This is a genomic window from Embleya sp. NPDC050154 (assembly GCF_044460165.1).
In the GTDB taxonomy this organism is placed as follows: domain Bacteria; phylum Actinomycetota; class Actinomycetes; order Streptomycetales; family Streptomycetaceae; genus Embleya.
Map to the genome: position 1 here is coordinate 218,462 of NZ_JBITJP010000015.1, position 25,084 is coordinate 243,545.

The window sequence follows — 25,084 nt, forward strand, 5'->3', positions numbered from 1 at the left end:
CGGCTCCTCCGCAGTCCGGCCGGCACACCCGAGCGGTCAGCCCTTGCGCAGCCCGGCCAGCACTCGATCGATGACCTGTCCCACCTCGCGCCGCGCGAGCGCCGGATCCGCGGCGCGCGCGGTGTACATGCTCGCCTCGGAGATCAACGACGCCAACAACCGGGCCAGCGGCGGCACCGGCAGTTCGTCGATCTCGCCGTTGTCCATCGCCTGTCGCAGCCACGCCGCGAGCAGCCCGTGTCCGTGCTCGTCCACCAGCGCGTCCCAGGACCCCGGCCCGAGCACCGCCGGCCCGTCCACCAGCACGATCCGCTGGAAGTCCCCGGTCGTGCACACGTCCAGGAACGACTGGAATCCGTGTCGCAACTGATCCCACGGTTCGCTGGGGTGGTCCTGGGCATGACGCATCTCGTGGGCGACCAGCGTCTGGGCCGCGTCCGCCGCGACGGTCTCCATCACCGCGCGGAACAGATCGGCCTTGTCCTTGAAGTGGTGGTACAGCGCGCCCCGGGTGACCCGGGCCCTGGCCACGATCTCCTCGGTGCCGGTCTGCGCGTATCCCTGGGTCGCGAACAACTCACGTGCCGCTGCCAGCAGGGCCGCGCGGGTGTCCGCGACATGTTGTGCCCGACGCGTGACCGCCATACAACCCCCACGTGACGTACAGCCTGTATGTTGAAGATGTTGTCATCATCGGGCACACCCGGGCAACGACGCCACGCCGAGTCGAGTTTCAGCGGACGCCGACGCCCCCGGGTTCGGGGATAGAGAGGACGCGACGGTCATGGGCCTACCGCTGAACCTGGCTGTGAAAATCGGCACTCATCTGGTCAAGCAGAAGATCAAGCGGGTCGACAAGTTCGCGATGATCGTGGAGGTCGAGCCGCTGTTCGCCTGCAACCTCAAGTGCGGCGGCTGCGGCAAGATCCAGCAACCGCACGATGTGCTGCGCAAGCGCATGTCGGTCGAGCAGGCCGTCGCGGCCGTCGAGGAGTGCGGCGCTCCGATGGTGTCGCTGGCCGGCGGCGAGCCGCTGATGCACAAGCAGATCGACCAGATCGTCGAGGAACTGCTCAAGCGCAAGAAGTTCGTGATCATCTGCACCAACGCCGTGCTGCTGCCCAAGCACCTGCACAAGTTCAAGCCGAACAAGAACTTCGCGTGGATGGTGCACATCGACGGCCTGCGCGAGAAGCACGACCAGGCGGTGGACAAGGAAGGCGTCTTCGACGAGGCCGTGGCCGCGGTCAAGATGGCCAAGGCCGCCGGATTCCAGGTCTACACGAACAGCACGTTCTTCAACACGGACTCCCCCGAGAGCATCGTGGACGTGCTCAACTTCCTCAACGACGACCTCAAGGTCGACCGGATCCAGATCTCCCCGGCCTACGCCTACGAGAAGGCCCCGGTGCAGAACCGCTTCCTGGGCGTCGAGCAGACCCGGAAGTTGTTCGCCTCCGCCTTCGCCGGTGGCAACCGCAAGAAGTGGCGGCTCAACCACTCCGCGCTCTTCCTCGACTTCCTCGAGGGCAAGCGCGACTTCGAGTGCACGCCGTGGGCCATCCCGTCCTACTCTCTGCTCGGCTGGCAGCAGCCGTGCTACCTGATGGGCGACGGCTACGTGCAGAGCTACAAGGAATTGCTCACCGACACCGAGTGGGAGAACTACGGCCGCGGCAAGGACCCGCGCTGCGACAACTGCATGGCCCACTGCGGCTACGAGCCGACCGCCGTCCTGGCCACGATGGGCTCCCTCAAGGAAAGCCTGCGCGCGGTCGTCGCCGGCTGAGCACCGGGGTCGGCGAAGCGAACGACGCTCCGCCGACCCCGCCGCGCTCAGTCGCGCGCGTGCTCCCACGGCCAACCGGCGTCGCGTCCCCGCGCCATCAGGTCGAGCATGGTGAACATCCGGTCGCTGAATCCGCCGATCTCGTGGCGGTTCGGCGTACCGACCTCGATCGAGGTCGCGGCGTAGCCTGTGGTGTCGACCCCGAACATCGGCACCGTCGCGGGTATCGCGTCCGACACCGAGATCCCGGTCCCGCCGGACGAGCGGCCACCGTATCCGGGGTGGGCGAACGCTTGCATATCGGAGATGATCACCACCCGCTCGTGCCCCCGGTAGGCCGCCCGCAGCGCCGCGACGGTCTCGGTGCCGTGTCCGACCTCGCCGATCCGCGCGGTGAACGCCTCGATGTCGCGCAGCACGGATCCGCCCCGGGTGAGCCTGTGCTCGAACTGTCCGTCGGCGTAACCGACCAGGTCCACCGCGTTGCCCCGGCGCGCGAGCACCGCGCCGAACAGCGCACCGACGTCGACGTGCCGGACCTGCGATCGCGCGGAGACCGGCGACGTCATGCTGGCGGACGTGTCGACCAGGACGAGCGTGCGGCCGGTCAGCGCGGGCACGTTCGCGCACGACGCGTTCAGCGCCACATCCAGCGCGTGCCCCCAGCGCAGCGACGGCGCCGCGCGGTGGGCGGACAGGAACCGGTACGGGAACTGCCGGGACCGGGCCACCTGTTCGGGGTCGGCCAGCCGCTCCGCGACCTGTGCCGCGACGTGGTCCGGCACCCCCGCCTCGTCCAGGTTGCGCAGATTGCGCAGCAGCGCCATGTAACCCATCGACGGCACCAGGGCCGACCACAGCTCCGCCCTGTCCACCCGCGCGCCCGCGAGCGACAGCGCGTCCTCCCACGTCATGCCGGCCGCCGCCAACGCGTCCGCGTCCAGCAGCACCCGCGGATCCGAGGCCGCGGCGGCGCGCAACCCGGCGTTGGCCGTCACCATGCGCAGGGCGGCGGACGGCACGGCCTCGTCCGGGTGGTGGCGCCGATCGAGCGCGTGGCCGAACAACTCGCCCTGCCACGGCTTGTCCGCCGCAGGCGCGGCGTGGACCAGGTTCAGCACGTCGGCGAACCGGTAGCCCTTGGACGCGGTGTCGTACTTGAGCAGTGAGCGTTCGCCGTACAGGCGGCGGACGGCGTCCGCGACACCGCGCTTGATCGGCTTGGGAATGGCGCGGCCGTAGTGCGAGGTCCAGTAGCCGATCAGCTCGCCCGGCTCGTCCGCACGCTGTAGCGCGGCGTCGACGACCAGGCGCGAGTACCCGGGTACGGCCGGCGCGCCCGCGTCCAGGCGGGCCTTGACCGTCTCGGCCGCCGCGACCAGGGCGGCGCTGCGCATGTTCGCCTCGCCACGCAGCCACCGCACGAACTCGACCATCCAGGCCGGGTGTTCCACCGCGAGGGTGCGTACGAGCGCGGTGAAGCGGTCGTCCCGGACACCGGCGCTCTCGTAGAACGTGTCGTTGCCGACCATGTTCACGACCGCGAGCATGAGCAACTCGCCGCGTGTGTCGCGGGTATAGGCGGCGCCACCCTCGTGGGTCGTGGTGCGGCCGGTGGTGGTGATCGGATCGGCGGCACGCGGGCGCGCCGAACGGGTGTTGTAGCGAGACATGAGGTGGCCCCCGGAGGGTGGGGGAAGGGTCGAACGTCGCGAGGGTGCCCGAGATCAGGGCGGCCGGGCTTCAGGGCGCTCTACCCTTGAGCTACCGACGACCCGAGGGCCGCCGACCGGGATTCGAACCCGGAACTGGAAGAAATCCCGAACTGCGCACCGGGCACCCCACGACGTCGTCCTCCCGAGATCGAAAGCGACGACGGACACAGCTGATGCTCTTCCATCTGAGCTACCTGCCGCCCTCGGGCGGCCGAGCGGGACTCGAACCCGCGACCATCAGATCCAGAAGGAACCGTCGTCTGCGCACCGGGAGGTGCGTATGAAATTGTCGAAATCCAAAGATCCGGAGATCAAAGCGGCAACGGTGGACTCGGTTTGAAGAAGTAACCGCCGCCCGCGCACCCGGACATCATCACCCTAGCCACGAACCCCGAAGCCGCCCACGGAATTTCCGGCCCGGGCGAGAGCCCACATGGCAGAGCCGGGTCCCCCGACAGCCCCTCCCGCCACACGTGCGGCACACCGGGACGGGACGACCACGGGTGCGGCCCACCGTGTCGCCGTGCGCGCGAATCCGACCCTGAGTCATCGAGCCGTGATCGGCCGTGATCCGTCGGAGCGGCCACACCTTCGGGATGCCGCTCCGCACCGTCTCGTTCAGGCCCGCCCGCAGGGACCCCGCGCCGGGCAGCCCCTGTCACCGGGCGATGGCCGCCAAGGCGAGCGAAGACACGACATCCGTGAGTGCGATGCGCAGGGCACCCGCGCCGCAAAGGTCGATTGGGAAGCCCGGACACCCCTCACCGGCATCCGGGCTGCCACAACCTGATGAGTCGTCAGCGTACCGGAATCGTCGTTGACACGTGTCGCATGGGTCGCGTCCGAACCAAATCTTGACTCTTTCCGGCACGTGAGAACTGGCGTGTCGGGTAGATTCGCGCCGCTATCGGCCCACCACGGGGTCGAAGCGGCTCCGCGAGGCGCGTGTTCCGCGGGGTTGAAATGGGGGCTTGTCAGATGGTTCATCGTGTTCTTCGGCGTCTCGCCGGTCCGATTCTGCTCGCCGTGTTCGCGGCGGTCTTGACCGCCGTACCGGCCCAGGCCGCGTCCGCGCCGGCTCAGGCGCAGGTTCGCCAGGTTTCGTCCACGTCGGTATCCACGGGGCTCACCACGACCGGCGTGCAGACGGTCGCGGACACCTCGGCTCGGACCACGTCGCATCGGGCCGCCGCGCAGCAGAACCACCCGACCAAGAAGTCGAAGTCGAAGAAAAAGAAGAAGGGCTTCTTCAAGAAGGCCGGAAAGTTCATCTTCGGGATCATCGGCATCATCATCGTCGCGATCATCATCTTCTTCGTCTGGCGGGCACTCAAGCGCCGCAACTGAGACAGGCGCTCGCGAGCGATCGGCCCTCCCGGTCGCTCCGGAACACACCGCGCGCCCGGCCCATGTCCCTTGGGCCGGGCGCGCGGTCATTCGCTCCCGTCGCGGCGGAGGCACCTCCGCGACGCTCAGTGGTGCCACGACCGGTACTTGTCCGCATCGCGTGTATCGGCCGACCGCCCCACGGCCGACAGGGCACCGAGAACCACTGTGATCACCAGGAAAACCGCCAAAATCGTCATGCCCCAAGACTGCCCGATGCTTGCGCATACATCGAGTGGCAGGACTGCCTGATGGGCGCAATATCCTGCCATCTGGGGTCGACTGCCGGCATGCTGGACGCATGTTGCGCAACGTGGTCGCGATCGTTCAGGACGGCGTCGCACCCTTCGAACTCGGGGTGTTGTGCGAGGTATTCGGCATCGACCGGAGCGAGGAGGGCTGCCCGGTCTACGACTTCGCGGTGTGCGCGGTCACCCCCGGCCGGATCCGCACCAAGGCCGGTTACGACCTGTTCGCCGAACACGGCCTCGACCGGGTCGCGCACGCGGACCTGATCGCGATCCCCGCGGCCGCCGAGCACGACGAGAACGCGCTGCCCGATCCCCGCCTCCTGGACGCGCTGCGCGCCGCGGAGGCGCGCGGCGCGTGGATCATGAGCGTGTGCACCGGCGCGTTCACGCTGGGCCGGGCCGGCCTGCTCGACGGCCGCCGCTGCACGTCGCACTGGAAGTACACCGACCGTCTCGCCCGCATGTTCCCCCGGGCCGTCGTCGAGCCGGACGTGCTCTACGTCGAGGACCGCCGGGTGATCACCAGCGCAGGCACGGCCGCCGGCATCGACGCGTGCCTGCACCTGGTCCGCCTGGAGGACGGCACCCGCGTGGCCAACGCGATCGCCCGGCGCATGGTCGTCCCGCCGCACCGCGAGGGCGGCCAGGCGCAGTACATCTCCCGTCCCCTGCCCGAGCGGTCCGGCAGCCCGCTCCAGGCCACGCTCACCTGGATGGAGCGGCACCTGGGCCGGGACGTGACGGTCGATCAGATGGCCGAACACGCGCTGATGTCACCGCGTACCTTCGCCCGCAGGTTCCAGCAGGAGATCGGCACCACGCCCTACGAGTGGCTCACCGCGCAGCGCGTGTTGCTGGCCCAGGAACTGCTGGAGGAGACCGACCTGCCGATCGACGCCGTCGCCGAACGCTCCGGCTTCGGCAGCGCCGCGACGCTGCGTCACCACTTCCTGCGCCGTCGCGGCACCACTCCGCAGAACTACCGCCGCACCTTCTGCCCGGGAAGCGCCACCGCGTGACGGCCGCCCGCGCGCCCGCGGTGTCGTCGCCGCGCGGACACACCGACACACCGCCGCACACACATCGACGCATACACCGACGCGTCAATGCACGCCGACATATCGATGCACATCGAGGCATCGATTCACCAAAGCACGCAAGACGTTTCAAGCAAGAAACATCGAAAACGCATCGAAGACGCGTCCAAGACGGCGCGGTGCGTGCTCTCCGGAGCGGTTGTCGGCGCGGGCGCGTAACCTTCGTCCTTCGGCGGTCCGGCCCGACGCTCTCTTGCCCCTGTCGCGGTCGGGCCGTCGTCAGGTGAGCTTGGCGGCGGCGCGCAGCGCCCGCATGATCTTGAATCGGTTCGGCCCCAGCACCATCATCGGGTGCGCGTGCAGCGCGTGTATGGCGTTGCGTTCCGCCCGCACGGCCGCCGACCACTGACGGGTCAGTTCGGCGTCCAGCCGCCCGGGGTTCTCGCGCGCGAACGTCGTGACGACGTCGGCCGCGTGGTCGCGGTCCCGCTGGAGGGCAACCAGCTCAGCCGGGATTTCCGCCGGTTCATACATGCGGATCATCGTAGGTGGCAAGCCGCCCTCGACCTAGGACATGCGTGCGTCACACGTGCCGCGAATCCCGCGCCTCCTCCGTCTGCGCCTGCTCCCCGGCCGGCCCCCGCTCGTCGCGACCCGCCGCGCAGTACAGCGCGACCACGCCGCCCAGGACCGCCGTGGCGAGCAGGATCACCCGGTGGTCCACCACCGCCAACAGGCCCGCCACGCCGAGGATGGCGAACGCCGTCGGCGCGAACATCAGGGTCCCGGCGGTCGCCGCGACCCGCCCCACCAGATGCCCCGGCGTCTCCCGTTGCAGCACGGTCATCGCCGCCACGTGCACCGCGGGCAGCCCGAACCCGATCGCCACGCTCCCGGCCAGCACCACCGGCAGCCACTCCACCGCGCGCAACCCCACCCCGACCGCGAACAGCGCCAGGCCCAGTACCGCGAACCCGCGCGCGCCGAGCCGACGGATCAGCGCGCCGGCGCACAGCCCGACCGCCACCGACCCGGCGCCCTGCGCCGCGTACAACACGCCCACGAACGCCGGTGGGCGGCCGAGCCCCTGGTCGACCACGGCGTAGATGGCACCACCGCTGATCCCGGACACCACCATCGCCAGGCCGCCGGAGAGCACCAGTCGGCGCAGCGGACGGTGCGCCCACAGGTAGCCCACGCCCGCCGTGGTCCTGCTCCACCACCCGCTTTCCTCGACCTCGACCCGCACCGGCCGGTCGAAGCGCATCAGCGCGAACACGCCGGCCGCGAGCACGAACGTGCCCGCGTCCAGCAGCGCGACGGTGTGTCCACCGGCCCACGCGAACAGACCCGCGCCCGCCAACGGCGCGATCAGCTTCATCCCCTCGGAGGCGCTGAGCCGTATCCCGTTCAGGTCGCCCAGGATGCCCGGCGCGACACCGGCGGCGAGCGCGGTCGACTCGGCCGCGTCCAGCAGCACGAAGCCGACCCCGTAGCCACACATCACCGCGAACAGGATCCACACCTGATCGGCCGAGCGCACGGTCAGCGTCGTGGTCAACAACACCGCGAGCACCAGGTTGGTGACCAGGAGCACCCGTTTGGCCGGCCATCGATCGACGACCGTGCCCAGCAACGGCCCGAGCAGGGACGGCGCGAACACCCCGAGTGCCATCAACGCGGCCACACTGTCCGAGCCGGTCAGCGTCTTGGCCCAGACTCCCGCGACGAGCGACATCGCGCTGCTGCCGAAGCCGGAGACCACCACCCCGCTCAGGTACAGACTCGCGTTGCGGTCCCCGAGCACCTTTACCGCACCCCACGCCACGCGCCCACCATGCCCCTCGTCGTCGATGTCGCGGCTCACCTTGCTGTACTAGCAGTCATGAGCAGCGACGTCACCCGATTCGTCGAAGAAGTTGAGCCGACCCGACTCAACTCCGATCTATTCGAGGGTAAAAGCCCTGATCCGGACGCCTTTCGGGTTTTCGGCGGCTGGCTCGTCGCGCAGGCGCTGGCCGCCGCCGGGGCCACCGTCGACGCCGATCGTGTGCCGCACTCGCTGCACACCTCGTTCCTGCGGCCGGCCGACTCGACGCTGCCGCTGACCTACCGGGTCACCCGCACCCTCCAGGGCCGCACGCTCAGCCATCGGCTGGTCGACGTGCTCCAGGCGGACAAGGTGGTCGTACACCTGGTCGCGTCCTTCCGGGTGACCCGACCCGAGACGCCGTTCGCGCACGCCCCGAGCGCGCCCGCCGCGCCCGACCCGACCACGCTGCCCACCCTCGCGCAGCGGCTGGCGGCGCTGAACGGCCCGTTGCGCCGGCCCGGGCTGGTCCGCTACAACCCGGTGGACCTGCGCTTCGTCGAGCCGCCGAGTTGGGCCGACGAGACATGCACCGCGCGCCCGCCGCACAACGCGCTGTGGTGTCGTGTCGACGGCGATCTGCCGGAGCGCGCGCTGCTGCACGCGTGCGCGATCGCGTACGCGACCGACCTGAGCATCCTGGACACGCTGGTGCTGCCGCACGCGCAGGCCCTGGGCCGGCGCTGGATCCCGCGGGCCAGCCTGGACCACTCGATCCGCTTCCATCGCCCGTTCCGCGCGGACCGCTGGTGGTTGTACGACCAGGAGGGCACCACGCTGCACGCCGCGCACGGCACGGTGCACGGCCGGCTCTTCGACGCGTCGGGCGCGCTGTTTGCGACGGTGAGTCAGGAGGCACTGTTCGGCGAGCCGGTCGAACACCGGCCGTAGCGCCGCCGAGGGCCGGTGGCGCCAGCCGAGGGAGTGCACATGGTGCAGGTCGGAAAGGTCTCGCTGAATGTCGACGACCAGGACGCGGCGAAGCGCTTCTGGGTCGACAAGATGGGCTTCGAGGAGGTCATGGACACGCCGATGGGCGAAGCCGGCAGCCCGCGCTGGATCGAGGTCCGTGCCCCGGGCGACGCCATCACGCTGATCCTGTTCAGCCACCGGTTCGACATGGAGAAGGTCGGCTCGCTCAACAACGTGCTGTTCACCTGTGACGACATCCAAAGCACGTACCGCGAACTGGTCGCCAAGGGCATCGACTTCCCGGACAAGCCCGCCCAGCAGGAATGGGGCTGGTGGGCCACCTTCCGCGACAACGAGGGCAACTTCTACGGATTGACCCAGCGCAACCCCTGACCCGCCCACGCCGCCGCCCCGGCCCGTTCGCGGGCCGGTGAGGCGCCGGCTGTGATCTTGCCCGCTTGCGGTCCCCGCGGGCGCCGTGCCCCTCGATTCCTGCGCGGGGTTGGGATATCCCAGGGTGTCATGGCGGACAAGGTGCTTCTCGACTACGACGGCCCGATCGCGACGATCACCAACAACAACCCGGACAAGCACAACGCGTTCGACGACGACATGGACCGGTTGTTGTGGCAGATCCTCGGCGAGCTGCGGCAGCGGCCCGAGGTGCGCGCGGTGATCTGGCGCGCGGTGGGCAAGTCCTTCTCGTCCGGTCGGGACGTGTCCTCGATCGGCGGGCACCGGGTGGAGTTGACACACCACGAGCTGATGACCCGCGGGCATCGCGGCGTGCAGCAGCTCTTCGAGTTGCCCGCGCCGGTCCTGGTGGCCTGCCAGGGCTGGTCGATCGGCGCGTCCTTCCAGCGCGCGCTGCTGTGCGACATCCGGGTGGCCGCCGAGGGTGCCCGGTTCATGCTGCCGGAGACCACCCACGGGGTGATCCCGGACACCGGCGGCGTGGGTCGGCTGTTCCAGATCTGCGGCCCGGGAGTGACCGCCGACCTGGTGCTCACCGGACGCCCGATGGACGCCGCCGAGGCGTACGCGCACGGCATCGTCTCGCGTGTGGTGCCCGCCGACGAACTGGACGCCACGGTGCGCGAGATGGCCGAGCGGATCGCCGCCGCGCCGGCGGTGACCATCAAGATGGCCCGACGCGTGCTCGGCCATCTCGCCGAACCCGCCGTGCGCGCCTCGATGGCCGAGGAACTGATCGCGCAGACCTTCGTCAACAAGTCGGACGACTACGCCGAGTTCCGCGCCGCCCGCGCCGAACGCCGGCCCGCCCACTACACCGGGAGCTGACCCCCATGACCGAGGCATCCGACGGCATCATCGGCCTGCCCGAACCACCCGCCCCGGGCGCCGCCGCGCTGCCGGCCGGTACGTACACGGGCCGCACGGTGTTCGTCACCGGAGGCGGCACCGGCCTGGGCAAGGCGATCGCGATCGAGTTCGCCCGGCTGGGCGCCGACCTGGTGGTGGCCAGCCGCAAGGAGGACCACCTCGAGGCCGCCCGCGAGGCGCTGGCCGAGACCGGCGCACGGGTGCGCACGGTGGCCTGCGACATCCGCGAGCCGGCCGACATCGCGGCGGCCTTCGACGCGGCCGTCGACACGTTCGGCCTGCCGGACGTCCTGATCAACAACGCGGCGGCCAACTTCCCGGTCCCGGCCGAGGAGATGTCGCCCAACGCGTGGCGCACCGTCGTGGACATCACGCTCAACGGCACCTACTTCTGCGCCCGCGAGTTCGCCCGCCGGCATCTGGCGGCCGGCACGCCCGGCTCGATCGTCAACATCGGCGCCTCCTACGCCTGGACCGGCGGCCCCGGCTTCGCGCACAGCGCCGCCGCCAAGGCGGGCGTCAAGAACATGGTCGAGACCCTCGCCGTCGAGTGGGGTCCGTACGGGATCCAGGTCAACGGCCTGGTCCCGGGCCTGTTCCCGCACGAGGACATGACCGCCGACATCAAGGGGAATCTGGCCGGCACCCACGACAAGGACCCCTGCCAGCCCGCCATGCGGGTCGGCCGGCCGCGCGAGCTGGGCTGGGCCGCGACCTTCCTGGCCTCGCCCTACGCCCGCTTCGTCTCCGGCCACACGCTGGTCGTGGACGGCGCCAACTGGCAGCGCCGCGGCCTGGTCAACCCGCCGGTGGTCACCGTGCGGCAGCAGATGGGCAAGGGCCCGTTCGAACTGCCGTGAGCGCGACCCGGGCGCCGACGCACCCGGTGGCACGGCGCAAAATGGCATAAATACGTCATATCTGCGCGGAAAAATGGACAATACGACGGTCGGGTCGATCGCGATTCCCTGGCGCGATCGGCCCGACGTCGTGTCCGTGCCCATCGCCGCCCAGTGTCTCGGAGCCCCGCATGCCCGATCGGCGTCTGCCCTTCCGCGCCCGCAGACACGGTGCGCCCGGATCGCAAGAGCCGCCCGAGCGCTCGATGGACCCGCGCGCGGCGGACGTCCCCGAACCGGCACCGGTCGAGCACAGCCTGATCGACGCGGCGATCTACGTGGCCGGCGTCCGCGTCGCCTCGCCGACCACCCTCGCCGACACCTACCGCGAACTGCACGCCCGCCCCGGCGCCATGGCCTGGATCGGGCTCTACCGCCCCTCCGAGAGCCAACTCTTCTCCGCCGCCGAGGAGTTCGACCTGCACGCGCTGGCCATCGAGGACGCGATCGTGGCCCACCAGCGGCCCAAGCTGGAACGCTACGGCGAGACGCTGTTCGTGGTCCTGCGCGCGGCCCGCTACCTCGACGACGTCGAGGAGGTCGACTTCGGCGAACTGCACGTCTTCCTCGGCGGCAACTTCGTGGTCACCGTCCGGCACTCCGAATCACCGGACCTGTCCGCCGTCCGCCGCTGGGCCGAGGACCGCCCCGAACTCCTGCGCCAGGGCCCGGAGGCGGTGCTGTACGCGATCCTGGACAGCGTCGTGGACGCCTACGCCCCGGTGGTCGGCGGCCTGCAGAACGACATCGACGAGATCGAGGCGGAGGCCTTCCTCGGCGCCCCGAACGTCTCCCGACGCATCTACGAACTCTCCCGCGAGGTGATCGAGTTCCAGCGCGCGACCCGACCGCTCCTGCTCATGCTCACCGACCTGTCCACCGGCTTCGACAAGTACCACGTGGACCAGGAGCTCCGCCGCTACCTGCGCGACGTCCAGGACCACGCGACGATCGCCGTGGAGCGGGTGGCGGGCTTCCGGTCGCTGCTCGAAGGCATCATGCGGGTCAACGCGATCGTGGTGACCCAGGCCCAGAACGAGGAGATGAGACAACTCACGGCGGCCAGCAACGCGCAGAACGAGGAGGTCAAGAAGATCTCCGCGTACGCCGCCATCCTGTTTGCGCCGACCCTGATCGGCACCGTGTACGGGATGAACTTCGACGAGATGCCCGAATTGCACTGGACCCTCGGCTACCCCTTCGCGGTCGGCCTGATGGTTTTGGTCTGCGTGATCCTCTACGTCGTCTTCAAGCGCCGCAACTGGCTCTGACCGCGCCGGACCCGACATCGGTCACGACTCCTTCGACAAACCTGTCGTGTTCTGTCAGGTATGCGGTCCAGGATCGTTTTTGCAAGGACGCACGAACGCGACACGCACGAACGTGACACGCAACAACGCACACCGAACCACCACTGGAGGAGCACCACCATGGCGAACATCGTTCTCGTTCCCGGCTACTGGCTCGGCGCGTGGGCATGGGACCGGGTCGCCGAGCCGCTGCGCGCGGCCGGACACGACGTGCTCGCGGTAACCCTGCCGGGCCTGGCGGCCGACGGCGCCGACGCCACCGGGATCGACCTCGCCACCCAGACCGACGCCCTGGTCGCCGAGATCACCGCGCGCGAGTCGAGCGACGTGGTCCTGGTCTGCCACTCCGGCGGCGCGTTCACCGGGTACGAGGCGCTGGGCCGGATCCCGGACCGGATCGCCCGGATCGTCTACGTGGACGCGGGCCCGGTGCCCGAGGGCACCTCGCTCCTGGACCTGACCGAGCCCGAGGAGCGGGCCCGGATCGAGGCCGAGGTGGCCGAGCGCGGCGACGGCCGCTACACCTACCCCTGGGACCCGGCGGCCGAGCCCGCGATGCTCGACGGGATCACCCCGGCCGACCTGGAGACGCTGCGCACGCACGCGGTGGCCCAGCCGTACGCGGTCGCGGCCAGTCCGCAGCAGGTCGGCGACGCGGCCCGGCTCAAGGTGCCCGCGCACATGATCACCTGCATGTTCCCGGCCGAGCAGGTCGAGGCGATGCTCGCCCAGGGCCACCCGTTCATGGCGGAGTTCGCGGCGGCCGAGGTCAAGAGCGTGCACGGCCTGCCGACCGGCCACTGGCCGATGTTCTCCCGCCCCGAGGAACTGGCCGCACTGCTCGCGGAGATCGCGGGCTGACCCGTACCCGCGGGGTGGGCCCAGGCCCACCCCGCGCGGGGGTGCCACCCCAGTGACCTGCACGGTCGTCGCCCGAGACACTGGTGACACCAGCAGCGCACGGCACATCCACGGGAGGAACCCGCATGAGCACGCTCACGCCGCACAGAGGCGACCCACCGGCGACCGGTTGGCGGCTCGGTCGGGCCCTGCTGTCGGCGTGGCACGGCTTCATCCTGGTCTTCCTCTCCGTTCCCACCCTCGCGCTGTTCATCACCTGCGTCGTGTTCATGACACTGATCCCGCTGGGCGTCGGCCTGCTGTTCTTCCTGCCGCTGATGTTGCTGCTGCGCGCCACCGCCAACCTGACCCGGACCGCGATGGGCTCGTGGTCCGGCGTCCCGATCGCGACCCCCTACCGGCAGCTGCCGGCGGGTGGGGGCGTGACCGGGCTGTGGCGGCGCACCCGGCGCACGATCACCGAGGGGGCCACCTGGCGGGACCTGCTCTGGGCACTGCTGTACCTGCCGTCGAGCCTGCTGCTCGCATGCTTCCCGATGATGCTGATCATGAACGGTCTGCACGGCGTGCTGATGCCCTTCCTGTGGGAGGTGGCCTACCGGCACGTCGAGTCGCAGTGGTACACGTTCATCAAGGTGGACAGCTCGCAGCGGGCCGGCCTGTCGGTGCCGTGGGGCCTGGTGCAAATGGGCCTCGGCCTCGCCCTGGCACCGTGGTTCGCGCGGGTCAACGCGCTGTGGAACCGGTCCCTGCTCGCCCCCACCAAGGAGGCCGCGCTGGCTCTGCGGGTGCAGCACCTGACCGAGAGCCGGACCGACGCCGTGGACGCCTCGGCGGCCGAGCTGCGCCGGATCGAGCGCGATCTGCACGACGGCGCACAGGCCCGCCTGGTCGCGATGGGCATGAACCTGGGCGCCGCGGAGGCGCTGATGAACAGCGATCCGGAGGCGGCCCGCGTGCTGCTCGCCGAGACCCGCGCGGCCTCCGCCAAGGCCCTGCACGAACTGCGCGATCTGGTCCGGGGCATCCACCCGCCGGTGCTCTCCGACCGGGGCCTGGGCGACGCGGTGCGCGCGGTGGCGCTGGAGAGTCCGCTCGACGTCAACGTCCGCGTCTCGCTGCCCGCGCGGCCCGAGCTCCCACTGGAGTCCGCGGCCTACTTCGCGGTCACCGAGGTGCTCACCAACGCGGCCAAGCACTCCGGTGGACAACACGTCGAGATCGATCTGACGTACACCGAGGGCAAGTTGCGGATCACCGTCACCGACGACGGCGTCGGCGGGGCCGACCTGATGAAGGGCACCGGTCTGCGCGGCATCGAGCGCCGACTCGATACATTCGACGGGACGCTCGCCCTGCATTCCCCCGAGGGCGGCCCGACGACTGTGATCATGGAGCTGCCGTGCGACTTGTCCTCGCGGAAGACCTCGCCCTCCTGAGGGATGGTCTGGTCCGCCTGCTCCAGGCCCACGGTTTCGAGATCGTCGCCGCCGTGGACAACGGCCCGGAGCTGCTGCGGGCACTGGTGGAGCACAAGCCGGACGTCGCGGTGGTCGACGTCCGGCTGCCACCGACCTTCACCGACGAGGGCCTCCAGGCCGCCCTGGAGGCCCGTCGGCGTGTCCCGGGGCTGCCGATCCTGGTGTTGTCGCAGTACGTCGAGCAGTTGTACGCGCGGGAGTTGCTCGCGGACGGCACCGGCGCGGTCGGCTACCTGCTCAAGGACCGCGTGTTCAACACCGACGAGTTCGTGGACGCGGTACGCCGGGTCGCGTCGGGAGGTACCGCGATGGACCCCGAGGTGATCTCGAAGCTGCTGGCCCGCAACGTGCGGGACAAACCGCTGGCCCAACTGACGCCGCGCGAGCGCGAGGTGCTGGAGCTGATGGCGGAGGGCTGCTCGAACGCGGCGATCGCGAGCCGGCTGTTCGTCTCGGAGGGGGCGGTCAGCAAGCACACCACGAACATCTTCGCGAAGTTGTCGATCGACACGTCGGACGAGACGAATCGGCGCGTGCTCGCGGTGCTGGCCTACCTCAACGGGAGCGGCTGAACTTCCGACGGAGGGCCTGCGCGCCGGCGTGATCGAGGACGGCGACCGGACGCGGCCACGGACGACCGGGGCTGCCGTGTGGGATCGCTCTCACCCCGCACGAGCGTACGGCGCATTGGGGCGGGTGCTCACGAACCGGTGGTCAAGCGCAACAGCCGGTCCCGTTCCTCCTCGACGATGCGTTGGGCGCGCAGTACGACGGCCTCCGGCACGCCGTCCGGCAGTTCGCCCGAATCGCGGAATCGGCGGAGGTCGCGTGGACGAACGCCGGTGATGTCGTAGGCCTTCAACGCGGCGAGCGACACGGCGTAGTCGTCGAGTGTGCGAGGCATGGTCTCCTTCTCGCGCGCTGGGAGGTCCGATACGGGCACCTCGGGCGAGCCGGCGTCGGCCGGATCAGGGCTGCTGTCGTACACGCTGCCCCCGTCTGATGTTGTCAACGTCATTGCGGCGGTGCGGGTTCCCGGTACCAATCTTCCGGACGGGAAGGCGCGGGTCGCTCCCCCGTACGGATGAACTTCGCGACACCTGCGGCAGGAGGCGCGGCGAGCGCGTACTCCCCTCGCCGCAGTACGCGGGTCGTGCGTACTCGACGAGGGCTGATCACCACACGGTGTTCGAGGAAGCACAGATTGTCATGGCGGAGGGCGGAAAGCCAAGCATCTTTTGCTATCGGTTCGAATCCGACCCTCCGCGCGCGCTTCCCCGCCCGCGCCCGGGGAACAAGCGCACGCGATGATACGTTCGGCCTGGTAAGTGTTTTGACCCTGAATTACCCGTTGAGCAAGGAGCGTGCGTGTCCGCCCAAGAGACGGACCCCCCTAGTACCGGTCCCTCCCGAGACTGTGATCGAAGCCGCGACGTCCGGGAGGCGGTCTCATGACCGCGGCTCTTGGCATAGCCGCGATCGTCGTCCTGACCCTCGGTACCGGTTTCTTCGTGGCCCAGGAGTTCGCCTACGTCGCGGCCGACCGTAGTCTGCTGCGCCGCCGTGCCGAATCCGGCGACAAGGCGGCGGCCCGGGCGATGACCGTGATGGGGCGGCTCTCGTTCATGCTGTCCGGTGCCCAGCTCGGCATCACCGTGACGGCCCTGTTGGTCGGCTTCATCGCCGAACCCGCGCTCGCGGCGGTGATCTCCCCCCTCCTGGACCTGATCGCCGTCCCCGGCGGCGCCGTCCCGGTGATCTCCCTGATCCTCGGCTTCGCGGTGGCCACCGCGATCCAGATGGTGCTGGGCGAGCTGGTCCCCAAGAACTGGGGCATCGCCGAGCCCGAGCGGGTGGCGATCCTGCTCGGGCGACCCACGCTGATCTACCTGAAGGTCGCCGGGCCGCTGATCCGCCTGTTCGACACGCTGGCCAACCGCATCGTGCGCGCGATCGGTATCGAACCGGTCGAGGAACTGCACGGTGGCGCCACCACCGAGGAACTCGCGCACATCGTCGACGAGGCCGGCCGCGACGGTGACCTCGACCCCGACCTGTCCGGGATCCTGCGCCGCGCGATCGCGTTCGGCGACCTGACCGTGGACCAGGTGATGGTGCCGCGACCGGACGTGGTCCGGGTGCGCGCCGAGACCACCGCCGCCGAGCTGATCGACCTGGTCGCCGAGTGCGGACACTCGCACTATCCGGTGGTCGGCGAGCGGGTGGACGACGTACTGGGCGTGGTCGGGGTGGCCTGCCTCCTGGAGGTCGCGCCCGAGGACGCCGCGCACGTGAGCGCCGGATCCATCGCGCGCCCCGCGCTGCTGGTCCCGGACACCGCCGGGCTGGCCTCGCTGCTCGAACAGCTCCGGGCCGCGCACGAGGAGTTCGCGGTGGTGCTGGACGAGCACGGCGGCCTGGCCGGGATCGTCACCTACGAGGACGTGGCCGAGGAACTGGTCGGCGAGATCGCCGACGAGAGCGACCACGAGGACCCCGTCGACACCGAGCCCGAGGACGGCTGGTGGCGGCTGGACGCGGGTCTGCGCGTGGACGAGACCGAGCGGATCGTCGGCGCCGAGCTGCCGGACGGCCCGTACGACACGCTGGGTGGTCTGGTTATCGCGCACCTGGGCCGGCTGCCCGAGGTGGGCGACCGGATCAGGGTGCCCGACCCCGACGAGGTACGCGCCGGGCGGCCGGCCGACGAGGACGACGAACCGATCCGCTACACCGAGATCGAGGTGCTCGAGGTCGAACGGCACGTGCCGGCGCTGGTCCGGGTCCGCGTGCTGACCTCCGCCCCCTCGTTCCCCCGAAACACATCCGAGTGGGGTGCCGAACGGCGCTCCGGTCGCAACACCGAGGTGACCGCATGACCCCGACCCTGGCCTCCGGTGGCGGCCTGGGCTCGCTGGAGCTGGGCCTGCTGCCGGCACTGGCCATCACGACCGCCCTGCTGGTGGGCAACGCGTTCTTCGTCGCCGCCGAGTTCGCGATGGTGGCCGCGCGCCGGCACCGCCTGGAGGCGCTGGTCGCCGAGCGCAGGCGCGGCGCCAAGTCGGCCCTGGCCGGCGTGCGCGAGCTGTCGCTGATGCTCGCGGGCGCCCAGCTCGGCATCACGATGTGCTCGCTGGGCCTGGGCATCGTCTCCGAACCCGCGATCGCGACCATGCTCGACCCGCTCTTCGACGCGGTCGGCATGCCGGCTGCGGCGGGGCACGCGGTGGCGTTCACGATCGCGCTGGTGGTCGTGGTGATCCTGCACATGGTGCTGGGCGAGATGGCGCCCAAGTCGTGGGCGATCGCCGGCCCCGAGAAGGTCGCCCTCGTGCTCGCGCCGTCCTTCCGCGGCTACACCCGGGTGGTGCGGCCGTTGTTGCTGGCGATGAACGGGGTCAGCAACGCGATCCTGCGCCTGGCCCGGATCGACCCCAAGGACGAGTTGTCCCATCCCAAGGACGCCGAGGGCCTGCGCCGCCTGGTCGGCGAGTCCCGCCGGCTCGGCCTGATCGACAGCTCGTCGCACGACGTGTTGTCGGGCACGCTGCGCACGCACACCGAGCCGCTGGCCCGACTGGTCGTGCCGACCGCCGAGATCGACTCGGTGCCGGCCGGCGCGGGGCCGGACGAGATCGTCGCGATGTCGCGTCGCAACGGTCGCAACCGGCTGCTGGTGCGTGGTGAGGACGGCACGCTGTTCGGCGTCGTGCACATCCGCAAGGTGCTCACGTCGCGCACCCAGACCTCCGGCAACACCGCCGGCGAGCTGGCCACGTCGGTGCTCACGCTCGGCGTGGACACCCCGATCCAGCGCGCGGTGGCCGCCCTCCAGGAACGCCGCGCGTCACTGGCCCTGGTCCACGCCGCCGACGGCACGCTCCTGGGTCTGGTCGGCCTCGACGACCTCCTCGGCAGCGTCCTGGGCGCCCGAGCGGCATAGCGCACACCAGCGAGCGGGCCTCGCCCCGACCTCACAGGTCGAGGCGAGGCCCGCCGATCGCCTGTCCGGCGATTCACTCGAAGGCCCGCTCACTCGTGTGTCGTCGGCAGGCTCGTCCGATGGCCCGGATGCCGGTGAGGGGTGTCCGGGCAACCCCCTCGATGCGACCTCGAGCGCTCGGCACCTCCGAGGGCCGTACGGGTTGCGAGCGTCCGCGGCGGCAACGCCGGCGTGCGTCCCTCCCGACCACACGGCCGGCCCCATCCGCGCCGTCGGGCCTACTCGCGGACCAGGCGGAAGAAGCGGCGGACCTCCTCGACGAAGGTCTCCGGTTGTTCGAACGCGGCGAAGTGGCCGCCGCGGTCGAGTTCGTTCCAGTACCGCAGGTCGGTGAAGCGGTTCGCGGCCCAACGGCGCGAGGAGCGGATGATCTCGTGCGGGAAGATCGAGCATCCGGTCGGGACGCCGACCTCGGACAGGTCGGGGCTGCGATAGCTCTCCCAGTACAGCCGGGCCGAGGACGCGGCGGTGTCGGTGAGCCAGTACAGCGTCACGTTGTCCAGCATGTGCTCGCGCGAGAGGGCGTTCTCCGGATGCCCGTCGCAGTCGGTCCACTCCTGGAACTTCTCCACTATCCAAGCCAGTTGGCCCACCGGGGAGTCGGCCAGGCCATAGCCCAGGGTCTGCGGGCGGGTGGACTGGATCTTGCTGTACCCCGCCCCCCACTCGGAGTGCGAGCTCAGGTCGGCGAGTGCCTGCCGCTCCTGGGGCGTCGGATCCCGCATCGCCTCCGCGTCCGGCATCGCCACCGGCATGTTCAGGTGGATGCCGAGCACGTGCTCCGGGTCCTGCCGGCCGATCGACGCGGTGACCATCGACCCCCAGTCGCCGCCCTGCGCGCCGTAGCGCCGATACCCCAGGTCGGCCATCAGCCGGGCCCAGGCGCGGGCGATCCGGTCGATCCCCCACCCGGTCTCGGCCGGCCGGTCGCTGAAGCCGTAGCCGGGCAGCGATGGCAGCACCACGTGGAACGCGTCGGCCGCGTCGCCGCCGTGCGCCGTCGGGTCGGTCAACGGGCCGATCACTTCCAGGAATTCGATGATCGAACCGGGCCAGCCATGGGTGAGGATCAGCGGCAGCGCGTCCGGGTGCGGCGACGGCGCGTGCAGGAAGTGGATGCCCAGGCCGTCGAGTTGGGCCTTGAAGTGCGCGTGGCCGTTCAGCCTGGCCTCGGTCTTGCGCCAGTCGTAGGTGGTGCGCCAGTGTTCGGCCAACTCCCTGGTGTAGGCGAGCGGCACGCCCTGCGACCAGTCGGCCACCGGCTCCGCCTCGGGCCAGCGGGTGCGCGCCAGGCGCTCCCGCAGGTCGGTCAGGTCGGCCTCGGGTATCTCGATCCGAAACGGCGTGATGTGCGGCGGGGTGGGCATCGACCGGCAACTCCATCCGAGGCGGGGATCAGGTCACGGAGACGACTGCGGGCCTCGGCCGTCGTCGACGATCGGTGCGACCGGGTCGGGACTCCTGTCGTGCGTCTCCAGGTTGGTACTCAACCCGATCACCAGGGCACCGCACCAGAGTGCCGCGATCACGGAGAGCACGACTTTGGTCATCGGCGTCCATCGGGTGACCATCCACATCAGCAGCGCGCCGATCGGTGGCAGGACCACGAGCAGGAGCAGGACCGACCGCTGCTTGGCGAACCACGGGCGTTCGTTCTCGACGTGCCGGCGATGGCGGCTGGTAAGAATCACTGGATCCGGCTCCCTGGGAACACCCCGCGGACCACCCACGGGTGGGTCGCCTCACGTCTGCCCGGCGAAGCCGGACTCAGTCCTTGCGCCCGCGGCCTCGGGCGGACCGACGGGCGTGCTCCGTATGGGTGAAGTCCGCGTGTGAAGCGGCCGATCGGCTTTCGCCGGGACCACCGAACCGGACAGGTTGTTGCTCTCGTCCGCACCGGATGGCCCCTGATCATCGGAAGGCCCCTGATGAACCGTCACCTCCGCAACGGGGTAGGCGTCACCGCCGCGCTCCTGACCGCCTGTTCGCTCGCCGCCGGCTCGCCCGTGTCCGCGCACGAGCCCGGGGGCGGGGGCGGGCTGACCACGTTGCTCACGCCCGGCGCGGGGCCGCGGGGTCCGCTTCCGGAGCCCGAGGCCGCGACCAACGCCGAGTTGCCGCCCTGGCCGGTTCCCCAGGACAGCGCACGGCGCGGCGCCGACGCGGGTCTGAAACTGGACAAGATGGAGGGCGCGAAGCAGCACTTCCACGTGCATCTGGACATCTTCGTCGGCCTCGACCGGGTCCTGGTGCCGCCGGACCTGGGCATCGACAAGAGGACCGGTCTGCTCGCGGATCTGCACACCCACGACGACAGCGGGGTGCTGCACGTGGAGAGCCACGACGCGAACGCCCGGTTCGTACTGGGCCAGTTGTTCGCCATGTGGAACGTGCGTTTCGACGAGACCCACCTGGGCGCGCTCACCCCCGACGCCACGCACACCTTCCGCACCTACCTGAACGGCGAGTTGGTCGGTGGAGATCCGGCCCGGATCGAGCTGCGTCCGCACGACCAGATCTCGGTGATGTACCAGGACGACAAGGTACGGATCAAGCCGCCGGCCTCGTACGACTTCCCGCCGGGCCTTTAGGGTCGCGCGCGTTCACGACAGTATGGGTGGGGTGCCGGGACGACGGAACGAAACAGGGGTTGCCGCCATGACCGATCTGGAAACCGCGGCCCCGGCCTTCATCGCCATGGCGCACTCGATCGTGTGGGCCTCGATAGCCACGGTGGACAGCGCCGGTCGGCCGCGGACCCGGATCCTGCACCCGTACTGGGTGTGGGAGCACGGCACGCTCACCGGCTGGGTGGCCACCGCGCCCACCGCGACCAAGCGCGCGCACATCGCCCGCAACCCGTTCGTGTCCTGCAACTACTGGTCGCCCTCGCACGACACGTGCGCCGCCGAGTGTCGCGCGGACCTGCTCTTCGAGCCGGAGGTGCGCGAGCGGGTGTGGAACCTGTTCCGGGACACCCCCGAGCCGCTGGGCTACGACCCGGCCGCCATCGGGGTGCCCGGGTGGGAGCGGCCCTCGTCGCCGGGCTTCGCGGTGATGCGGCTGTCGCCGTGGCGGCTGCGGGTGTTCCCCGGTGCGGCGCTCAAGGGCGGGCCCGGCGACCAGGTGCTGACCTGGCAGGAACCGCGCCCGGAGCTGACACCACAGGGCTGCAACTGACGCCACGGGGTTCCAGTTGAATCCGCGCCGTAATTCATGAGACAAACTTGTCTCATCTGAGCTAGCATCTATCCATGCCCACCGACAACGAGCACGTGCTGCGCGCCGCCGTCACCCTGCTGCTGCGGCGGCCCGCCTCGTCCATGGACGAGATCGCCCGGGCCGCCGGGATCAGCCGGGCCACGCTGCACCGGATGTTCCCCGGCCGCCCGGCACTGATCGCCGCACTCGGCGCGGAGGCCTCGGCGCAGATCGGTCGCGCCATCGACGCGGCCGACCTGACCAGCGGCGACGACGTCCCGGCCGTACTGCGCGGCCTGGTGGACCGACTCATGCCCTGCGCCGAATACCTGGCCTTTCTGTACGGCGAGAGCTCACTGGTCGGCGACCCGGACCTGGAGCAGGCCTGGAGCGTGATGGATGAGCAGGTCGCCGCCGCGGTCCGGCGCGGCCAGGAGAACGGTTCGATGCGGGTGGACCTCACCGCGCAGTGGGTCTCCGAGGCCCTGTTCTCCTTCGTCGCCGCCGCCGGCTGGGCGGTCCACGAGGGCCGACTCGCCGGCCGCGACGCCTCCCGCTCGGTGGCCGAACTCCTGCTCGGCGGCGCGGCCCGCCGCCCCCAGTGCTGATTCGGCGCCACCGCGGTCCGGCCGCCGCACCGAGGCCGAACCGCCGATCCGCCCCGCTACCGCGACTCCCCGGCTGATCCGTCCAGCCGATCCACCTCGTTTTTTGGAATCCTGATCATGTCGACTGGCACCTCTTCCCCGACTGCGATACATACCGGCACCGGCGGCTCCGACAAGGGCGCGCCGGGCCGCTGGATCGCGCTGGGCGTACTGACCCTGTCCGTGCTGCTCGTGGCGATCGACGCCACGGTGCTCGGCCTGGCGATCCCCTTCCTCAGCGAGGACCTCGAACCGACCGGCACCCAGTTGTTGTGGATCGGCGACGTCTACTCGTTCGTCATCGCCGGCCTGCTGGTCACCGCCGGTACGCTCGGCGACCGCATCGGTCGCAAGAAGCTGCTGCTGTGGGGCTCGGCCGCGTTCGGCGCGCTGTCCGTGGTGGCCGCCTACGCACCCAGCGCCGAAGCCCTGATCGCGGCCCGCGTCGCGATGGGTGTCGCGGGCGCGTCGCTGATGCCGTCCACGCTCGCCCTGGTCCGCAACATCTTCCCGGACGCGCGCGAACGCAGTTTCGCGATCGGCGTCTGGGGCGCGATGTCGATGGCGGGCGCCGCGTTCGGCCCGGTGGTCGGCGGCTTCCTGCTCGAACACTTCTGGTGGGGCTCGGTCTTCCTGATCAATCTGCCGGTGATGGCGGTGCTGATCGTGGTCGGCATCAAGATGTTGCCGGAGTCGCGCAACCCGAATCCGGGTCCGTGGGACATGCTCAGCGCGGCGTTGTCCCTGGTCGGCATGATCGCCGCGGTGTACGCGGTCAAGGAGGCCGCCACCCACGGCCTGCTGCGTTGGGACGTGTGGGCCGCGCTGGTCGTCGGCGTGGGCGCGCTGGGCTGGTTCGGCCGCCGGCAGTTGTCGCTGCCCGTGCCGCTGCTGGACATGCGGCTGTTCCGCAACCGGGCCTTCTCCGGCTCGGTACTCGCCGACCTGCTCACCGTGCTCGGCATGTCCGGGCTGATCTTCTTCCTCTCCCAGTACCTCCAACTGGTCCAGGACCGCAGCCCGTTGCAGGCCGGCCTGGCCGAACTGCCGGCCACCGTGGGCGCGATCGTGTCGGGTCTGCTCGCCGGCCTGGCCGCACGCCGGCTCACTCCGCGTGTGGTGGTGACCGGCGGTCTGACCGCGATCGGCCTCGCGCTCGGCGCGCTGACCGTGCTGACCGAGGACACGCCGTACCTCTACCTGGGCGGTGTGCTGCTCCTGGTCGGCGTCGGCGCGGGCTTCTCCTTCACGGTCACCGCGGACCTGATCCTGGGCAGCGCACCGAAGGAGAACGCGGGCGCCGCCTCGGCGGTCTCGGAGACCGCGTACGAACTGGGCGCGGCGCTGGGCATCGCGCTGCTGGGTTCGGTGGTCACCGGGGTGTACCGGGGCCACGTGACGATTCCGGACGGTGTGTCCTCGGACGCGGCCGGCAGTGCGCGCGAATCGCTCGCGGGCGCGGCGGAGGCGGCCGGGACGGTGCACGGACAGGTCGCGGCCGATCTCACCCACTCGGCGAACGACGCGTTCCTGGAAGGGCTGCGGATCGCGGCCGGCGCGGGCTCCGCGGTACTGCTCGCGGCGGCCGTCGCGGCCTGGTTCATGCTGCGCGGCGCGCGCACGGCCGGGTCGGACGTCGAACACTGACGCCGGCGGGCGGGCGGTGGGAGGGATCCCGCCGCCCGGCCGTCGGGCTTCCCACCGTGCGCGGGACGCGAGGCACAGGGCGCGGAGCGCGGGGCTCGCGCGGGTGCTTCAGAGCGCCTTCGCGAAGCACATGCTGTTGTCGTAGTCCTTGTAGAACCCGAACCCCGGTATGGGCTCGTAACCGCTGGAGCGGTACAGCGCGATTGCCTCGTGCTGCTTGTCCCCGGTCTCCAGCACCAGGCGCACGCGGCCGGCGGCACGAGCGGTCCCCTCCAGGTGCGCGAGCATCGCCCGGGACAGGCCGCGCCCGCGCGCGTGCGGCACCACGTACATGCGCTTGAGTTCGGCGTCGCCCTCGCGCATATTCGGGTCGTCGTCGCCGGCGGCGCCGCGGGCTCGCCAACCGCCGCTGGCCACCGGGACGTCGTTCTCGTAGGCCACGCAGAACAGGCCCTCCGGCGGCCGGAAGTCGGCCGGGTCGACCGCGGTCTCGTCGGGGTCGCCGTAGCGCTCCACGTACTCCTGCTGCACATCGGCGACCAGCTTGCGCACGTCGGGGTGGTCGTACCCCAGAGTCTTGATCTCCACGGGAAAACGCTAGCCCGTGTGTTCGGCGCGATGGGCGGCAGGTCGGCGACGGCTCGGCGGAGACTCGGCCGCGGCTCGGGCACAGCTCGGTCCGGGAAATGCTTGACCTTGTCGCCTATCGACGGTGGACTGTGCCCCACCCG

At 70.5% G+C, this 25,084-nt stretch carries 25 protein-coding genes; 17 read left to right on the top strand and 8 right to left on the bottom strand.

The features are described from left to right. Positions 1-36: 36 nt before the first annotated feature. The gene (locus tag ACIBSV_RS29670) at positions 37-645 is read right to left on the bottom strand and encodes a TetR/AcrR family transcriptional regulator (protein WP_395868320.1); all 609 of its coding nucleotides are present in this window, start codon (positions 643-645) and stop codon (positions 37-39) included. Positions 646-784: 139 nt separating this feature from the next. On the opposite strand from ACIBSV_RS29670, the gene hpnH reads away from it, so the two are divergent. Then, entirely contained in the window at positions 785-1,789 is a 1,005-nt protein-coding gene (hpnH, locus tag ACIBSV_RS29675; RefSeq protein ID WP_395868322.1) for an adenosyl-hopene transferase HpnH, read from the top strand. 47 nt (positions 1,790-1,836) lie between these two features. On the opposite strand, the gene ACIBSV_RS29680 is transcribed toward hpnH, so the two are convergent. Further along, the gene (locus ACIBSV_RS29680) at positions 1,837-3,462 is read right to left on the bottom strand and encodes a TROVE domain-containing protein (protein WP_395868324.1); all 1,626 of its coding nucleotides are present in this window, start codon (positions 3,460-3,462) and stop codon (positions 1,837-1,839) included. Positions 3,463-4,530: 1,068 nt separating this feature from the next. On the opposite strand from ACIBSV_RS29680, the gene ACIBSV_RS29685 reads away from it, so the two are divergent. Together ACIBSV_RS29685 and ACIBSV_RS29690 are read left to right on the top strand one after the other, a co-directional pair. Next, on the top strand, positions 4,531-4,851 hold the full coding sequence (locus ACIBSV_RS29685) for a hypothetical protein (RefSeq protein ID WP_395868326.1): 321 nt from the start codon (positions 4,531-4,533) through the stop codon (positions 4,849-4,851). A 340-nt stretch (positions 4,852-5,191) separates the two neighbouring features. Further along, positions 5,192-6,160 carry a helix-turn-helix domain-containing protein gene (locus ACIBSV_RS29690; protein ID WP_395868328.1) on the top strand — a complete coding sequence of 323 codons (969 nt, stop codon included), beginning with the start codon at positions 5,192-5,194 and terminating at the stop codon, positions 6,158-6,160. 297 nt (positions 6,161-6,457) lie between these two features. Here ACIBSV_RS29690 and ACIBSV_RS29695 read toward each other — a convergent pair whose 3' ends face one another. Together ACIBSV_RS29695 and ACIBSV_RS29700 are read right to left on the bottom strand one after the other, a co-directional pair. Next, positions 6,458-6,712 (bottom strand): hypothetical protein, encoded by a 255-nt coding sequence (locus ACIBSV_RS29695; RefSeq protein ID WP_158695782.1) that lies wholly within the window; start codon positions 6,710-6,712, stop codon positions 6,458-6,460. 49 nt (positions 6,713-6,761) lie between these two features. Beyond that, complete coding sequence (locus tag ACIBSV_RS29700) at positions 6,762-8,045, bottom strand: MFS transporter (RefSeq protein ID WP_395868330.1); 1,284 nt, start codon at positions 8,043-8,045, stop codon at positions 6,762-6,764. Between the two features lie 18 nt (positions 8,046-8,063). On the opposite strand from ACIBSV_RS29700, the gene ACIBSV_RS29705 reads away from it, so the two are divergent. The 8 genes from ACIBSV_RS29705 (at position 8,064) to ACIBSV_RS29740 (ending at position 15,427) form a co-directional block, all read left to right on the top strand. Further along, positions 8,064-8,939 (top strand): acyl-CoA thioesterase, encoded by an 876-nt coding sequence (locus ACIBSV_RS29705; protein WP_395868332.1) that lies wholly within the window; start codon positions 8,064-8,066, stop codon positions 8,937-8,939. Between the two features lie 39 nt (positions 8,940-8,978). After that, entirely contained in the window at positions 8,979-9,353 is a 375-nt protein-coding gene (locus tag ACIBSV_RS29710) for a VOC family protein (RefSeq protein WP_395868334.1), read from the top strand. 129 nt (positions 9,354-9,482) lie between these two features. Further along, positions 9,483-10,262 (top strand): enoyl-CoA hydratase/isomerase family protein, encoded by a 780-nt coding sequence (locus tag ACIBSV_RS29715; RefSeq protein WP_395868336.1) that lies wholly within the window; start codon positions 9,483-9,485, stop codon positions 10,260-10,262. A gap of 5 nt (positions 10,263-10,267) precedes the next feature. Next, positions 10,268-11,164, top strand: coding sequence for an SDR family oxidoreductase (locus ACIBSV_RS29720; RefSeq protein ID WP_395868339.1), 897 nt, complete (start codon positions 10,268-10,270; stop codon positions 11,162-11,164). A gap of 170 nt (positions 11,165-11,334) precedes the next feature. Further along, positions 11,335-12,474: a magnesium and cobalt transport protein CorA gene (locus ACIBSV_RS29725; protein WP_395868341.1), complete on the top strand. Its 1,140-nt coding sequence runs from the start codon at positions 11,335-11,337 to the stop codon at positions 12,472-12,474. 159 nt (positions 12,475-12,633) lie between these two features. Further along, entirely contained in the window at positions 12,634-13,374 is a 741-nt protein-coding gene (locus ACIBSV_RS29730; protein WP_395868343.1) for an alpha/beta fold hydrolase, read from the top strand. 125 nt (positions 13,375-13,499) lie between these two features. After that, positions 13,500-14,813 carry a sensor histidine kinase gene (locus ACIBSV_RS29735; RefSeq protein WP_395868345.1) on the top strand — a complete coding sequence of 438 codons (1,314 nt, stop codon included), beginning with the start codon at positions 13,500-13,502 and terminating at the stop codon, positions 14,811-14,813. Further along, entirely contained in the window at positions 14,777-15,427 is a 651-nt protein-coding gene (locus ACIBSV_RS29740; protein ID WP_395868347.1) for a LuxR C-terminal-related transcriptional regulator, read from the top strand. The genes ACIBSV_RS29735 and ACIBSV_RS29740 overlap by 37 nt, the downstream gene beginning before the upstream one ends. A 128-nt stretch (positions 15,428-15,555) precedes the next feature. Here ACIBSV_RS29740 and ACIBSV_RS29745 read toward each other — a convergent pair whose 3' ends face one another. Further along, on the bottom strand, positions 15,556-15,759 hold the full coding sequence (locus tag ACIBSV_RS29745; RefSeq protein WP_395868349.1) for a hypothetical protein: 204 nt from the start codon (positions 15,757-15,759) through the stop codon (positions 15,556-15,558). 547 nt (positions 15,760-16,306) lie between these two features. Here ACIBSV_RS29745 and ACIBSV_RS29750 point away from each other — a divergent pair. Continuing rightward, positions 16,307-17,734, top strand: a complete 1,428-nt coding sequence (locus tag ACIBSV_RS29750; RefSeq protein ID WP_395868351.1) for a hemolysin family protein — start codon at positions 16,307-16,309, stop codon at positions 17,732-17,734. After that, a complete protein-coding gene (locus ACIBSV_RS29755; RefSeq protein WP_395868353.1) occupies positions 17,731-18,798 on the top strand; it encodes a CNNM domain-containing protein in 1,068 nt (355 codons plus the stop codon). Before ACIBSV_RS29750 ends, ACIBSV_RS29755 begins: the two co-directional genes overlap by 4 nt. Before the next feature lie 278 nt (positions 18,799-19,076). On the opposite strand, the gene ACIBSV_RS29760 is transcribed toward ACIBSV_RS29755, so the two are convergent. Further along, positions 19,077-20,225 (bottom strand): epoxide hydrolase family protein, encoded by a 1,149-nt coding sequence (locus ACIBSV_RS29760; RefSeq protein ID WP_395868355.1) that lies wholly within the window; start codon positions 20,223-20,225, stop codon positions 19,077-19,079. 33 nt (positions 20,226-20,258) lie between these two features. Further along, positions 20,259-20,549 carry a hypothetical protein gene (locus ACIBSV_RS29765; protein ID WP_395868357.1) on the bottom strand — a complete coding sequence of 97 codons (291 nt, stop codon included), beginning with the start codon at positions 20,547-20,549 and terminating at the stop codon, positions 20,259-20,261. A gap of 237 nt (positions 20,550-20,786) precedes the next feature. Here ACIBSV_RS29765 and ACIBSV_RS29770 point away from each other — a divergent pair, with 237 nt between their 5' ends. The 4 genes from ACIBSV_RS29770 to ACIBSV_RS29785 all read left to right on the top strand — a co-directional run bounded on the left by ACIBSV_RS29770 (position 20,787) and on the right by ACIBSV_RS29785 (position 24,353). Beyond that, positions 20,787-21,449, top strand: coding sequence for a hypothetical protein (locus ACIBSV_RS29770; protein WP_395868359.1), 663 nt, complete (start codon positions 20,787-20,789; stop codon positions 21,447-21,449). A gap of 67 nt (positions 21,450-21,516) precedes the next feature. Further along, complete coding sequence (locus tag ACIBSV_RS29775) at positions 21,517-22,038, top strand: pyridoxamine 5'-phosphate oxidase family protein (RefSeq protein WP_395868361.1); 522 nt, start codon at positions 21,517-21,519, stop codon at positions 22,036-22,038. Between the two features lie 74 nt (positions 22,039-22,112). Beyond that, on the top strand, positions 22,113-22,667 hold the full coding sequence (locus tag ACIBSV_RS29780) for a TetR/AcrR family transcriptional regulator (RefSeq protein WP_395868363.1): 555 nt from the start codon (positions 22,113-22,115) through the stop codon (positions 22,665-22,667). Between the two features lie 117 nt (positions 22,668-22,784). Next, a complete protein-coding gene (locus ACIBSV_RS29785; RefSeq protein WP_395868365.1) occupies positions 22,785-24,353 on the top strand; it encodes an MFS transporter in 1,569 nt (522 codons plus the stop codon). A gap of 108 nt (positions 24,354-24,461) precedes the next feature. Here ACIBSV_RS29785 and ACIBSV_RS29790 read toward each other — a convergent pair whose 3' ends face one another. Beyond that, complete coding sequence (locus ACIBSV_RS29790) at positions 24,462-24,941, bottom strand: GNAT family N-acetyltransferase (protein ID WP_395868368.1); 480 nt, start codon at positions 24,939-24,941, stop codon at positions 24,462-24,464. Between the last annotated feature and the right edge of the window lie 143 nt (positions 24,942-25,084).